Here is a 12953-nt window from a genome sequence, read left to right as displayed (position 1 = left end):
AGACATGGTGCCTCCGATGCATTTAAGTACCACATAAGTGTGGCAGATCCTCGGTAGGGGGAATCCATGTCATTCGTTATACCGCAATCAATCGTCTAACCTTTTCATGGCGTTACGGTAAACATCGCTACGTTCGCGTTTTCCAACTGCTAAGACGGTTACAATGATGACATCGTCTTCAACTTTGTAGACGAGACGGTAGCCCGATTGACGTAGCTTAATTTTATACATGTTGTCAGCTCCAGAAAGCTTTGAAGCCGGAACGTGTGGGTTATCTAAGCGCTCGATTAGTTTTTTCTTAAATTGTTGTCGTAGAGTAGAGCCAAGCTTTTTCCACTCTTTGAGTGCACTCTTTTTAAAGTCGAGTTTATAGGTCATCAATATTTACCGAAATGCTCTCTTCAGATTCACGCTCTTTAGCGATAGCTAGTAGTTCAAGATCTTCGAGTCTGTCCATCATCATTTCGTACGCTTCGGCAGGCACGCAATAAAATGCTGGTTCATTTCGGTTTAATACAGCAACAGGTTCGCCGTAAGCACTAGTTGCAACTTTCATAGGGTTAGCTTTCAACTCAGTAATGCTTGCAGCAACATCGGCTAAAATTCTAGTGGTCATATAATCGGTCTCTTAAGTGGTCTTTATTTTGGTCATTTTAGCCTCAAGCAAGTGGTATAACAAGTTGCTTAAGAGTGATTCGCAACGCTTGGCATTTTTACTATGCGCAGCGTTTAATGTTTAAGGTGGTAAGCGGAAGCTTCGGTATTACGTTGCTCATCCCTTGAAAGAACGTTATGCATCTCGAATTAAGCATTTCCACCATCTTTCCATACAGATCCCGATCGTTACTCCCTCGGTTATTGGGGCTACTTAGTTACGATTTGTTCTATCTATAATGAAATCGATGAGCAGTCGTACTTGTGATGGCAAATACTCTCGAGATGAGTAGTAGAGCCACACGGGGATTGGTTCTCCCCAGCACTCTTCAAGTAAGGGAGCTATTTTTCCTTGCTTGGTGGCTTCTTCAAACATCCAGTTCCCTAAACAAGCGATACCAGCACCCATAATCACGGCTTCTTTTGCGGCCGAAAAGTTGTTAACGACGAGATTACCCTGAGGCTCATGAAGCATGGCATGATCATCGAGCTTTAAGCGCCACTTGTGCATTTTTCCCGTCGTGATGGAACGAACCGGTATGCATTTATGATTCTTTAAATCGTCTAGAGAACGAGGGGCACCAAATTGTTGGATGTAGTTTTTGGAAGCATAGAGCCCAATTTCAGTTTGTAGAATGGGCCTTCCTATTAAGCGTGAGTCCTCGTTGATCGACACGCCGACGCCAAGGTCAAAACCTTCTTCAACTAAGCTTACGTTCTTATCATCAAAGCTTAAATCGCAAACCACATCTGGGTAAAGGTTCATAAAGTCTATGATTATAGGCAGGATGATGTCTTGACCGATCGAACTCGCAGGTAGGTTAACTTTGATCTTTCCTGATATGTGGGAAGGGTCATCGGTGAGTTGGCTGATGACATTTTGAATCGAACTTATAGAGGGAGACAGGCTGGCGTAAAGCTGCTCGCCCGCTGGGGTTAGGCTCAAAGAGTGAGAAGAACGCAGAAACAGTTTGGTTTGCGACTCTTGCTCTAACTTTCCAATGGCTTTACTCACTGCAGGTGCAGATATACCAAGCTCTCTCGCAGCCTTTGCAAAGCTTCCGAGCTTAGCGACTTGTATGAAGACTGGCAGCTGTGTAGGAATCGATTTCATTAACTTTTAGTTATTTATAAAGTAATTAATGTCAGGCCATAGGTTATGATAAAACTCGTCAATAATGGACTTAATCATGCAACAGAGTCCGTTTAACCTACCTTAAAGTGCGACTCTTTAATTCACCAGTTATTGATAGGGCACGTCATCACTATGTTAAAACAACTTACCACACTAATTTTTAGTTTCCTGATCGCAATATCAGCCGCTCACGCCAATAATGACCTCAACACACTCAGTCCAACTTACGATGCAAAAGCACGTTATGAGATGAGCAATAATGATGTTAAAAGTTTTGTTTATCAGTGGTTTGCTGCATTTGACCAACAGCGAGAGTCAGGTTACTTCGTCAATCGCATTGCACAACCAGTAAACATGCAATACCCGGGAACGCCTATTAATTCTGTAGAAGCATTCTTAGCTTGGTATCAAGGTGTGACAGATAACATCATTTGGAACAGCCACGACATCGCTAGTATGCATGTGCAAGGTGATCAGGCGTCTGGTTGGACGGTTTCTTATGACGTTCGTTGGCAAGCAACGTCAAAAACTAAAGAGAAGTTCGACATGATGGTTCACCAAGAGCTTGAAGTTATTCGTGTTGGCGACGCTTTAAAACTAGCTAAGTTAGAAGCGACAGTCGTCGAGTAAGGAGACTATTATGAAAAAGCTAGCGGTTCTTTTTTCTGTATTTGCCGTTGCAATGGGGGCGGCATTTCAGGTGTTCTGCGCTGACACGATTCATCTTGCTGCTTACCATGGTAATGAAGCTAAAGTGATTGAGCTGTTGAAAACCAATCCAGATCCCGATGCGCGAGATTCTTACGGCGGCACAGCGTTGCACGCAGCAATGTTCCAAGATAACACTCGAATCGTTGAGCTTCTCATAGACGCGGGATTTGATGTGAATGCGGTCGGTCCAAGAAACGGTTACACGCCTTTGCACGATGCGGTGTGGGGGAACAACCTGCCAGCATTGAAAATCTTGGTGGCGAATGGCGGTGATATTACGATTGAAGGTTTGGATGGCAATACGCCACTTGAGAAGGCCATCGACGAGAATAAATCCGATATCGTTGCTTACTTAAAGAGTATTGAGAAGTAGGTTGGTGATGACAATGGAATGTAAAACGTCAGAATATGACAGGCTCATCCAACATTTTAGTGAGCGCAAGTTTACCAAGAATGACATCAAGAGCTTTGTTCATCGTGTATTCTCTATGTATGAACGAGCAACAGTTGGTAAAGACCGCGTGCCCGCTGAAGCTTTTGCGCTACTCGTTGATGAGCATGTCCAGGTTGATTTTCCTGACTACAAAATCTGTTCTCGTCAGGAATTTTTAGAGTGGCACCGCTGGATTCATGAACGATTGCTGTCGGATGACCATGACATCAAAAGTATAGAGGTTTCTTACCTGGATAATGGTAAATACAAAGCTTGCTTCGACGTTCGTTGGAGAGGGGCCTTTAAAGATGGCTCTTTTACTGATGTTATTGTTGAGCAGCAATGGATCATGTACGAAACTGACGAATACACTCACCCGATCATCGAGCATTACACGGCAGTTGTTAAAGATTGATGATGCATTGCTCCACCAAGTTTAGTGAGTAAGTGGCTGGAAACCCCAATGCTTCTTTGCGTTCATAATAGAATCGTTAAACCCAAAGAAATGCATTAATGCGCTTAAACTCTTTTAAAGCTACGGCATCAGCCGCTATTTCAACGGCGGCTGATTCCAAAGCATGCCACTCAATACCTTCTGCTTCATAAGGTTTAATTTCACCATTCCAGCTAGTGACGATAAAATAGTGTATGAGCTGCAGTTCTTGTGTGGGGTGGTAGAGCGAGCATAAATATTGGTAGTTGGTCGGCGTGACATCAAGCTCCTCTTTCACTTCTCGCATCAAAGCTTGCACTTGGGTCTCACCATCTTCGATATGTCCTCCGGGAATAGTGATTAAGCCCGGATCGGTCTCTTTGTCCTTGCTTCGTTTCTCTAACAGTATTTTGTTCCCATCTAACATAATGAAAGAGATACATTCGTGGGTTTTCAAAGTCACAATTCCTTCTGGGTGCTAACGTAATTTTCGGTGCGGTTGCTAAGTTATGACGTGCTGTTCTTGATCACCTTCAAGCAACTCACGGATGACCTCATCTGGAGTGGCTACTCGAGTTAGTAAGTGGGTTATATCAGGGTCTTCAATAGCCTCTAACGCGCAAACGGATTTTCCAAGGCCTAGGGCATAGCCAATGTCCATAGCGACGCTCTTTCCTACGTAACCATCAAAGTTAAGGATGTAAGTAATGTCTGCCTCTCGAATACGCTGTAAACAACCGTCAATACCATTACTTTGGAGAGGGTTAGAGATGGTTGTTTTAATACCAGCATCAGCCAATATTTTATGGATAGCTTGCATCTTCTCTAGGTTTTTAAAGCTGCCAGCGATATAGATGGATTTGCTCATTTTATTTCTCTCACTCGGGAAACGCCTCTATCGGAGTAATAGCGTTTTGGTTTGTTTTATAGCAATTAAGCTCTATTTCTGCGCTTGGCTTCTTTTTGATATGAAGATTCGGAGTACAGCCAAATTCCCCAAACCGCAAAGAACATGCCGATCGTATAGAAGATGTAGTTAGGCGCATTCTCAGAGAGGAACTGGCTAAGACTGTGAGCGTCTGAAGATGGGTAAAACAGCGCCACATTCAAGGCGGAATATACGAAACCTGCTGTCAAAGTCGATTGTAACAACCACTTTAAGCATCCTTTCTCTCGCAACTTTCCCCAACTATCAAACTTTTTACTGTTCACTTTTTAGTTCCTTTGGTGATTTTTACTTCTAAAACGCAAAGCCATGCGAGTTAAAATGCCATGCGCACTGAATCTTTTGAATGAAGTTATTTATAGCTTAATCCAGCGCTGTCGTAAGCTCCGTTCATTGAGAGTATTGAAGTGTCGAAAAATAATCAGAGAACACTTGGAAATTTGTCACAAGGTATCCATCCCCGTTTGGAATTGTCGAGAGCTTGATTAACCCTTGGCCGTTCTCAAAAGTTGCTTGCACTTCATAATTAGAGAACTGATATTGCCCATCAGATGTTGATAGCGTTGACTTAGAAGATATCCACTTTGGGTCTTCAATTGCTTTTATTGGCCCTAATGTACTGATCAAATTGATAAATTTGTCACCCTCACTCGTCTCCAAATTCGCTACAATTTGAGGATGAAGAAACCCTTTGAACTCACTTAAATCGTTAGTATCAAAGCTAAGCACGACCTTCTTTATGTATGTCTGAGCAATGACATCTTGCTCTGCGGATTTGCCCATTCCGTAGAATGCCAAAATCCCCATACCAACTGCGCCAATCACTAAAGTGATGAACAATGCCGTTAGCGCTTTAGCTAAAATCTTTATCATGAACATTCCTTTTCATGTTGTTGTTTTATGTCTGATTAAAGAGCGAGCAATACCAACTAAGGTAATGAAACGTTATTTAGCCCTGTTATGTCACTAACGCGCCCCACCTTGTAATTGGGATGCCAGAAGCAAAAGCACATGGATAAGAATAAAGAATCGTACGTCCTTTCTTTTTGCCAGTAGTTTCTTGTTGCCAAGGTTTTCACACTCTTTTCCAAAAATGACCGGAAAGTAGAAAATTACCATTCCCAAATAGAAAACTCCTGGATTAGGAGCTCCCCAACGTTCCCAGTGATGGAATTCGTCATCAACCCAAGTTTCATAGAATTGTCTCGTCGATGAAAGTAAGGGGAAGAAAGACAGCAAATATAGGCATAAAATGATAGTCGAAATCATGCAGTTCCTTTTTACATAACACTAGTTTGAGGTCTCAGTCCATTAGCTTATTACTTACATCTGTCATGGGTAATCTGAACGTTTGTTATTGGTTTAGTCCCATTAGCGGTAACGTCAATCGAAATCCACTTACCTTCTGCTAGCCAAGATCTTAATCCCACGCTACTACATATTTTTTTAGGTAACGATTTCTGAGAGTTTCGGGCCATCATAGCCTTGCTCTTATCATTTAGGTCTACGTTCGAAATATTAACCCGTAGAGCAATGATGTTGTCTTCGATTCTTAAGGACCTGACTCTTACTTTCTTATCCTCTTCAAACAAAAGTTCTTGGAATTGCGTCTTCAGTTCTTCTATCTGTTGCTTTTCTTTATAGCGTGGGTAGTACTCATTACCGACTATGATGACAGGTAATAAGAATAATAAAATCAATCTCAAATTACGCATTTATACCTCATGCTTGTACCGCCTAGTTGAGTAGCGGACGGTATTACTACTTAGCTAAACAATTGATAATGCCAAGCGCTGTGAATCTTGTTTAGGTCTCGTGATGTTAATGGTATTGAAGAGCTTTTCTTTTGAATATCTCTACTAATCCGGGCTCATGTATTTGTATACGTCAGGTATACCTAAGCAAATGACGCGTTGTTTGTCTGATTGCGAAAGTTCTTTATAAGTTAACTTTTATGGGATTGTTCCATAACAAATATAATATCGTCCCACTCAACACCGTCACATTCCAGAACTACTGATTTTACTCAAACAACTGTACAAATAGCGTTGAATCCCAAGCAGAAACAACGGGTGAGTCTGATACGACGGCCTTACTAAAACCGTATTTTTTACTCTGAGTAACGAAAGCAATTGGTTCACTTCTGTATAGTAAAGCGACCGAGTTACCATCAGTAGACCATAGGAAGCTAAAATCTTGCTCTGATGCTTTTTCAATAATGGCGATTTTAGAAACTTGCCCTTTATGTAATGTAGGTGGTTCACCAACCACTACTTTTTGTCTGCAAGCTTTCTGTGAAAGAGGTTCGTACTGTATGTATGCTACTGCGTCTCGTATCGGTTCTTGAGACTTTGGTTTCGTTAAGTAAAGGACTCCAGATAGGTTAAACTCATCGAGAACTGCATACCGCTCGGACACTTCATTGTATGAGTTTAAAAACAAACCTTCAGGCATAGCTGCTCCTGGAAATGAAGTCAAAATGAGAAAGATTATCTTATGTATGCGTTTGCGAAAACTCATAGGTTACTCTATGACACTGTTGTTATAATCGGACCATCGTTCAATAAATTGATTAAACTCACTAACAGAATATCCTCCCCACATGCTTTCTAAGCCACCAGTATCTTTTTTTCCTACAATTTCACGTTCTACGTTAATCATCACGAAAAACGGGTAACCCTGAGGTTCGGGAAGATAACTTAAAAACTCATCGTTGTAGTTTTCTTCACTGACATTGACTTTCATTGTTGTAAAAGTTTCATCCCAACGTTCTCGTACAGAGTCTTCCTTTTTCATAAAGGAACTTAATTTATGACACCATATGCACCAGTCACCGCCAAGAATCAAGAGTACAGTTGTATTGTTTTTTTGGGCATCTTTAACAGCCAACTCGAAATCAGAAAATGGATCTCTTTCAGGAGAATATCCTTGATTGTATGGCTGTTCACTAAATGAGAATGCGTTACAGCTAAAAACGGCAAGAAGAAGGCAAAATATTTTTTTATACGTTTTCATTATTATTCTAAATTATTCAACTCAATGTGTAGAAGGCTTATTGGCTCATTTCCATTTGGGATACATGAGCTATGAAAGCAACTTTGGGAATCTGCTTGATAGTTCTAGGAATCTTACTGATTTTTGTTTATAAAAAACAATAGATTATAGAAATAATTTGAAGCATGAATGAAAAGAGGTGGGATATTGCTCATTCCAATGGTTCAGTGAAGAAAGTCTTAACCCGAACGGTAAACGTTAGAATCAAGAGTTAGGAATCGTTGCTACACAATTGGATATCAGTTTTTGCCAAGCATAGTACGAAGGTCGGCTATCGTATGCTGACTGAACACCCTGATGCCATTATTCTCTAACAAAGTAGCGGTGACTCCTGAACCATCGATTTTGGTTCCGCTAAAGGTACCGTCGTAAATATTAGAGCTACCACAGGATGGACTGCCTTCTGCTAGCACCGCATACTTGATTTTCTGCTTTTGACATAGCTTCAAGGCATTCTCAGCACCAGCTACAAACTGAGCGGTAACATCAATGCCATCGTCGCCGATAACGCTCGCCAAACCATCTAGTACATCAATACCTTTCCCTGCAATGATTTCAGCTGGTGGTCTGGGTGTTGCGAGTCCCGCCGATACTTCTGGGCAAAAAATGATGAGCTCTAGGTTTGATATAAGCCATTCCAAATCTGCTGCATGTATGGACAAGCAACTTGCGTTGTATCGAACTTTGTTCCCCATTAAACATGAACTGACTAAAACTTTTTCCACCCAGAACTCCTCACTGACGTTACCGAAGGCTACTTGAGTCTCTTTAATCAACGAATGGAAACAACAACTCTTGTAGTTTTTTTATCCTTATTTGACGCAATCATACTAATATTTACTCAACATAAACAAATAGTTGTGCCTTGTTTATGATGGGAGGAATGAAAGGTTGTGAATCGCGAACCCAAGACGCGTGCGTTATCGGTTTATAAGCGACTCGAAACTGGGTTGCGTAGCTAGAGTTTCGAGATCAATAACATTGAGTACCCCAACGAAAGGTGAGAGCTGCATAAGCTCTGAAATGTTATTGTTCTCAACGGCGTTAAAGATGGCGCTATGACGGAACTGAACGTAATCCAATGCAACGTGAAGGTATAAGTTGGCAAGGTTGGGTTGCAGATAGGATTTGATGCCTTCGACACTTAGCTGCTGGTTTAACTTTTCCAAGGCCACTGCCATTCCTGTTTCGCCGCGTGTAATTAGCTCGTTCGACTCGTCGGTGTAGCGCTTTAATGCAGCGCTTCTAAACGCAATCTCCATCAGTGTTTTTGCAAAGCCTAACTGACTGACCTGATCAACGCTTTGATATTCGATAGATGTTAGATCTTCAGACTGGCTGACTTCGATTAGATGTTGGCAAATACATAGGCTCTCGGAAAGGGTGATACCTTCTGTGGTGACTAATGTTGGTATCAAACAAAACGGGTTTGCGTCTACTAGCTCTGCAGGGGATGCCCAAGGGTCGACCCATTCGAGGGATAAAGAAGAGCTTTTCGTGAGGAGAGCTGTCGCGACTACAGCACGCGAAAAGGGGGATGTGTCATTGAGATAGAGTTTCATCATTAGTCCTTTAATGGCGATTTTTGATTGGGGATGGTGACTCGACTTGAGCCCGTGTAGACGTGAGCGAAATACAAAGCGCAGCAATGATCAGTGCTAACGTAGACACTAAAAACAGCTGAGCGTAGGTTGCGCCTTGGCTTAATAGATAGGCCATCAAAAAGCCTCCAACACCTTGTGACAGTGCAAAAGAAAGTGTCATTAATCCCCAAGCTTTAGTGTGCAGCTCATAGCCAACACACTCCAATGTATAAGTCGAAACAAGCATCACAGTGACTGGCGTGAACATTCCGACCAAAATCGATGATATAAACAGAGCGCTAGGGTGGATGCTGATTAACGGAAGTCCAACGCCAATTGCCTTGCACAAAAAAGCGATACACAGGGTGAGTTTTATTCCTTGTTTGTCTGCGAACATGCCAATCAACATAGGGCCGACAGCGGCTCCCACCCCAAATGCAGCCCAGAAAAATCCTCCAGCACCAAAGGGCATACCTATATCTCTTACGATGTAGTCGACCCAAAACAAAGTATGGGGTAGGTAGCCAATGGCATCGAACGTGTAGGCGATAAAAACGAACAACACGCAATGGCGCTGAGAGGTGCTTAATTGATGGAAAGACGCTTTGATGTAGCTTGCGCTTGAGGAAGAGGGTGCTGTTTCCCAAGCATTCCAACTTAATAGTGTCGCTATGAGGGTAATGACCCCCATACCGAGCCAAGTCGACGTGACGTTGGCGCTAATTAGTATTGGAATCAAAGTGCCTGACAACATGGCGCCAATCCCCAGGCCAGAGAAGACCACGCTACTGGTTCGACTTTTGGTTTGTGGCGAGACTTTCCTTAGGATCATTGGTGGCGCGAGAATCATCAATAGCGCCCCCATTGTGCCAGCCAAGGTTCTCCATATGTAAAACCAAGTAATAGGGGCTTGTTCAAAAGCACAAGCGAAGTAGCTCAAAGTACTAATGACCATCGCTGTTCGCACAAGGTGACCTGAACTAAAAAATCGGAGTAGGTAGCTGGCTAACGGTGCACCTAGAAGGTAACCAATAAGAGTGGAAACGCCCAAGTAGGCCGCTTGATCTTGATTGAACCATCCATGCTGTATTAATGCGGGCATTAAAGCGATATACGCGAATCGACCGATACCGACGCCGACCAAAGTGGCCGCGAGCCCAGCTAGGCTATTACGATTTATGAAATGGGCATTGTCCGTCATTCTGGCTCGATACTTTGATGCATGGGGTTAGATTGTGACAGTAACCCTAACACAGTGCAGTTGGGCTTTAGTGGCAAAAACGTTATTGACAAGGTAGGAGCACATTTTGTTTTTATGCTGTGAACGTTTGATTTCAGCGTTGAGCTGATTACGGTGGCTAAGAAGGGCTATAACTCTATGTTTAAATTGATAATTTAATGCCAGATAATCCTATTAGACTAAAGTCTAACAATACGAGTTGAAAATGGAGGGTTGAAATAGAGTGTTGATCTGAGGCTAGAGCAGCTTATTTGCGAACTAAGGTTCCGTGATTAAGGTCTTGGTTGCACTGTGATACTATCGCCGCTCCTCCATTGATAGAGCTTTCACATGCTACTTAATCCTCTGCTAAAGCAACCACGCATCCACTGACGAATTCGTTATTAGAAATTTAGAGTTTTTAAATCAACATGAATTTAAGGTGAAATAATGGATAAGAAGCATTGGTCGAAAGTGCAGTATTTGCACGAGGTAAATACCAACCCCAACATAACCATCAAGGGTACGCACAGTTACTACAGCGATTGCTGGGATAACGGGTTTGAGTCATCGGTTGTGCGTTACTTGCATGGTGATGAAATTAGCCGTCAGTGGGAGCCTCGTTGGGAAATCGACAAGCTACACATCGGCGACTACGTCTGTATTGGTGCGGAAGTTGTTATCTTAATGGGTGGCAACCACACACATCGAGTTGACTGGTTCTGTCTGTACCCGTTTATGGATTACATTGAAGAGTCTTATGTAGGTAAAGGCGATACGCACATTGAAGATGGGGCATGGCTTGGTATGAGAGCGATGATCATGCCTGGTGTCACGATTGGCGAGGGCGCGGTGGTGGCTGCCAATAGTGTGGTAACTAAAGATATCGCGCCATACAGCATTGTTGCTGGCTCTCCAGCCAAGCACATCAAATATCGTTTTGAACCATCCATAGTCGAAGAGCTCGTGGCTTTGAATATTTACGATTGGCCCGAAGCCAAGTTCAATGCGTTAAAAAGGTATCTGTGTGCCGACGATATCCATCAACTAAAACAAGCAATTCAAGATTTCGATCAGAACCACTAACTTGACGAGCGGCACTCATGGTGAGTGCTGCTCTAAACGGTATATCGACGATAATTTCGTTATATAAATATCAAAGGTTGAGCTGTTCTTTGTTTAGAAAACCCCATTTGAGTTCGCGATATCTCCACCACTGATAAGCGAATATAGTCTCATCGAAAAATCCAGTGCTTGGATTGAATCCCAATGCTCTACAATTCTTCCATCTTCCAAGCGCCACTTATCAATAATGTTCATCCCTTTCTCGTCGTTCCCTCTGTCTTCTGCGTTTAATGTCGCGTGAGAGTGGAAAATAACGTAATCACCATCAACGTAGATGTGTTTTACGTCGTAGGTATAGTCTGGGTACTCCTCAACGAACTCTTGTAGAAAGGCAACTAGACCTGTGATTTTATCGGGTAGGTTTCGGTTGTGTTGGATGTATGAACTGTCATTGTAATGAGTTAGAACATAATCAAAGTCATGGTTATTCATCAGGTTCTGAACGAAGTCAGTAATGATCTTCGCATTGTTTAGCTCTTGCTCAGACCAGTTTGATTTTTGTAATGAAGGTAAGTCGATGATGATTTTATCTGAAGCCTGCGCGAAAGCGGTCGTGCTTGCCAGTAACAGGATAAATGAGGTCAGTGCTTTAAACATGGTTCACTCCGTTGTTTTTCTTGATTAGGTATACATTGATAACCATAGTAATTAATAGTAACCTACCGTACAAGAACGCACCGAAACATGCCCTAGGCACATTTTGGTAACCTATAGACAAGAGTTCACCTTCCTAAACTGGAGTAAATGATGGCGAAACCAAAGTCAGACAGACGTATTTTTCATAACAATGAAGATTGCCCAATTCGAAACGTGGTTGCACATATCGGTGATAAATGGTCGTTGCTGATCTTGTTTGCGCTGGTGGATGGGGAAGACCGATTTAACTCTCTGAAATCGAGAATTGAAGGCATCTCACAACGAATGCTGACGCAAACGCTGAGGGATCTCGAGCGCGATGGTTATGTGAATCGCACCGTCTATCCGGAAGTGCCAGTTAAGGTTGAATACTGCCTGACGGATATGGGTAAAGAGATCGTAAAACCTCTCTATCAACTGGTGGTATGGGCTGGAGATAACCAAGACAATATCAAGAAAGCGCGAGATCGCTACGATACAGAGAATGCATAGCAACGGTGACAAAGGCGAAATAGCTTTTCTATTGAAACCAATTTGATGTTGAAAGAATAAAGGCCACTGAATAGTGGCCTTTGATGTTTATACGCGAGACAAGTCGTAGCCTGCAGCGAGTAGTAGGCCTCGCTCATGTTTGATGAGTTGGGCTCTATCTTCGATAAGTTCATGCAGTGCTTGTTGCGGCTTAGATGCGATGGTCTTGAAGTCTTCGAATGAAAGAGCATCTTCGATAGCTTCAAACATTTTGCTAATCACATTTCGTGCTTCACACGGGTTTGATTCTGTTTTGAAGTATTCAACACCCTTAGCTGCTTCGCGCATCTCGACAAGCAGTTCTGTTGGGCTGGTTTCTTTCGCTACTGCTAGGTAATTATCCAGTACTCGCTTAGCGAAAAGGAGCTCTGTTAGTGGGATATCGCGACCGCTTTCGATCAATGCTTGGTCTAAAATTTGTGTTGAGCTCATCGTCTGTCCTTGTTTCATTTTTTACAACTTTTAAAGGCAGTCTAAAGTATCGTGACAACAA

At 42.5% G+C, this 12953-nt stretch carries 21 protein-coding genes; 5 read left to right on the top strand and 16 right to left on the bottom strand.

The features are described 5' to 3' along the window. Positions 1–87: 87 nt before the first annotated feature. The 3 genes from VFDL14_RS09115 to VFDL14_RS09125 form a co-directional block, all read right to left on the bottom strand. The gene (locus tag VFDL14_RS09115) at positions 88–378 is read right to left on the bottom strand and encodes a type II toxin-antitoxin system RelE family toxin (protein ID WP_032551806.1); all 291 of its coding nucleotides are present in this window, start codon (positions 376–378) and stop codon (positions 88–90) included. Further along, positions 368–616, bottom strand: a complete 249-nt coding sequence (locus tag VFDL14_RS09120; RefSeq protein WP_005377003.1) for a type II toxin-antitoxin system Phd/YefM family antitoxin — start codon at positions 614–616, stop codon at positions 368–370. The genes VFDL14_RS09115 and VFDL14_RS09120 overlap by 11 nt, the downstream gene beginning before the upstream one ends. Before the next feature lie 252 nt (positions 617–868). Further along, entirely contained in the window at positions 869–1768 is a 900-nt protein-coding gene (locus VFDL14_RS09125; protein WP_032551805.1) for a LysR family transcriptional regulator, read from the bottom strand. Between the two features lie 153 nt (positions 1769–1921). Between VFDL14_RS09125 and VFDL14_RS09130 the strand changes: the two genes are divergently transcribed. From VFDL14_RS09130 to VFDL14_RS24965, 3 genes are read left to right on the top strand one after another with little or no spacing between them, the layout of a single operon-like run. Beyond that, positions 1922–2419, top strand: coding sequence for a nuclear transport factor 2 family protein (locus tag VFDL14_RS09130; RefSeq protein ID WP_050487433.1), 498 nt, complete (start codon positions 1922–1924; stop codon positions 2417–2419). Between the two features lie 10 nt (positions 2420–2429). After that, positions 2430–2873: an ankyrin repeat domain-containing protein gene (locus tag VFDL14_RS09135; RefSeq protein ID WP_032551804.1), complete on the top strand. Its 444-nt coding sequence runs from the start codon at positions 2430–2432 to the stop codon at positions 2871–2873. Between the two features lie 13 nt (positions 2874–2886). Continuing rightward, positions 2887–3348, top strand: coding sequence for a hypothetical protein (locus VFDL14_RS24965; protein ID WP_235201727.1), 462 nt, complete (start codon positions 2887–2889; stop codon positions 3346–3348). A gap of 76 nt (positions 3349–3424) precedes the next feature. Here VFDL14_RS24965 and VFDL14_RS09140 read toward each other — a convergent pair whose 3' ends face one another. From VFDL14_RS09140 to VFDL14_RS09190, 11 genes are all read right to left on the bottom strand, one after another. Beyond that, positions 3425–3823 (bottom strand): NUDIX hydrolase, encoded by a 399-nt coding sequence (locus VFDL14_RS09140; RefSeq protein WP_032551803.1) that lies wholly within the window; start codon positions 3821–3823, stop codon positions 3425–3427. A 45-nt stretch (positions 3824–3868) separates the two neighbouring features. After that, positions 3869–4234, bottom strand: a complete 366-nt coding sequence (locus VFDL14_RS09145; RefSeq protein ID WP_032551802.1) for a nucleotide pyrophosphohydrolase — start codon at positions 4232–4234, stop codon at positions 3869–3871. Positions 4235–4299: 65 nt separating this feature from the next. Further along, a complete protein-coding gene (locus tag VFDL14_RS09150; protein ID WP_032551801.1) occupies positions 4300–4578 on the bottom strand; it encodes a hypothetical protein in 279 nt (92 codons plus the stop codon). A 124-nt stretch (positions 4579–4702) separates the two neighbouring features. Further along, on the bottom strand, positions 4703–5185 hold the full coding sequence (locus VFDL14_RS09155) for a hypothetical protein (RefSeq protein ID WP_032551800.1): 483 nt from the start codon (positions 5183–5185) through the stop codon (positions 4703–4705). A 93-nt stretch (positions 5186–5278) separates the two neighbouring features. Beyond that, positions 5279–5581: a hypothetical protein gene (locus tag VFDL14_RS09160; protein ID WP_032551799.1), complete on the bottom strand. Its 303-nt coding sequence runs from the start codon at positions 5579–5581 to the stop codon at positions 5279–5281. A gap of 50 nt (positions 5582–5631) precedes the next feature. Then, positions 5632–6027, bottom strand: coding sequence for a hypothetical protein (locus VFDL14_RS09165; RefSeq protein ID WP_032551798.1), 396 nt, complete (start codon positions 6025–6027; stop codon positions 5632–5634). Positions 6028–6334: 307 nt separating this feature from the next. Next, positions 6335–6766, bottom strand: a complete 432-nt coding sequence (locus VFDL14_RS09170; RefSeq protein ID WP_032551797.1) for a hypothetical protein — start codon at positions 6764–6766, stop codon at positions 6335–6337. Between the two features lie 69 nt (positions 6767–6835). After that, positions 6836–7327 (bottom strand): thioredoxin family protein, encoded by a 492-nt coding sequence (locus tag VFDL14_RS09175; protein WP_032551796.1) that lies wholly within the window; start codon positions 7325–7327, stop codon positions 6836–6838. Between the two features lie 278 nt (positions 7328–7605). Continuing rightward, on the bottom strand, positions 7606–8091 hold the full coding sequence (locus tag VFDL14_RS09180; RefSeq protein WP_032551810.1) for a DUF523 domain-containing protein: 486 nt from the start codon (positions 8089–8091) through the stop codon (positions 7606–7608). Between the two features lie 195 nt (positions 8092–8286). Further along, positions 8287–8928, bottom strand: a complete 642-nt coding sequence (locus VFDL14_RS09185; RefSeq protein ID WP_032551795.1) for a glutathione S-transferase family protein — start codon at positions 8926–8928, stop codon at positions 8287–8289. Positions 8929–8938: 10 nt separating this feature from the next. Continuing rightward, on the bottom strand, positions 8939–10150 hold the full coding sequence (locus VFDL14_RS09190; RefSeq protein ID WP_032551794.1) for a YbfB/YjiJ family MFS transporter: 1212 nt from the start codon (positions 10148–10150) through the stop codon (positions 8939–8941). 468 nt (positions 10151–10618) lie between these two features. Between VFDL14_RS09190 and VFDL14_RS09195 the strand changes: the two genes are divergently transcribed. Further along, a complete protein-coding gene (locus tag VFDL14_RS09195; RefSeq protein ID WP_032551793.1) occupies positions 10619–11254 on the top strand; it encodes a CatB-related O-acetyltransferase in 636 nt (211 codons plus the stop codon). A 93-nt stretch (positions 11255–11347) separates the two neighbouring features. On the opposite strand, the gene VFDL14_RS09200 is transcribed toward VFDL14_RS09195, so the two are convergent. Further along, a complete protein-coding gene (locus tag VFDL14_RS09200; RefSeq protein WP_032551791.1) occupies positions 11348–11890 on the bottom strand; it encodes a nuclear transport factor 2 family protein in 543 nt (180 codons plus the stop codon). A 147-nt stretch (positions 11891–12037) separates the two neighbouring features. Here VFDL14_RS09200 and VFDL14_RS09205 point away from each other — a divergent pair, with 147 nt between their 5' ends. Then, positions 12038–12421 carry a winged helix-turn-helix transcriptional regulator gene (locus VFDL14_RS09205; RefSeq protein WP_032551790.1) on the top strand — a complete coding sequence of 128 codons (384 nt, stop codon included), beginning with the start codon at positions 12038–12040 and terminating at the stop codon, positions 12419–12421. Between the two features lie 87 nt (positions 12422–12508). On the opposite strand, the gene VFDL14_RS09210 is transcribed toward VFDL14_RS09205, so the two are convergent. Beyond that, positions 12509–12892, bottom strand: a complete 384-nt coding sequence (locus tag VFDL14_RS09210) for a hypothetical protein (RefSeq protein WP_032551789.1) — start codon at positions 12890–12892, stop codon at positions 12509–12511. Between the last annotated feature and the right edge of the window lie 61 nt (positions 12893–12953).

Origin of the sequence: Vibrio fortis (genome assembly GCF_000695685.1) — a bacterium.
GTDB classification, from domain to species: domain Bacteria; phylum Pseudomonadota; class Gammaproteobacteria; order Enterobacterales; family Vibrionaceae; genus Vibrio; species Vibrio fortis_A.
The sequence above is the reverse complement of the archived record's forward strand: the minus strand, read 5'-3'. Positions and strand labels throughout refer to the sequence as shown.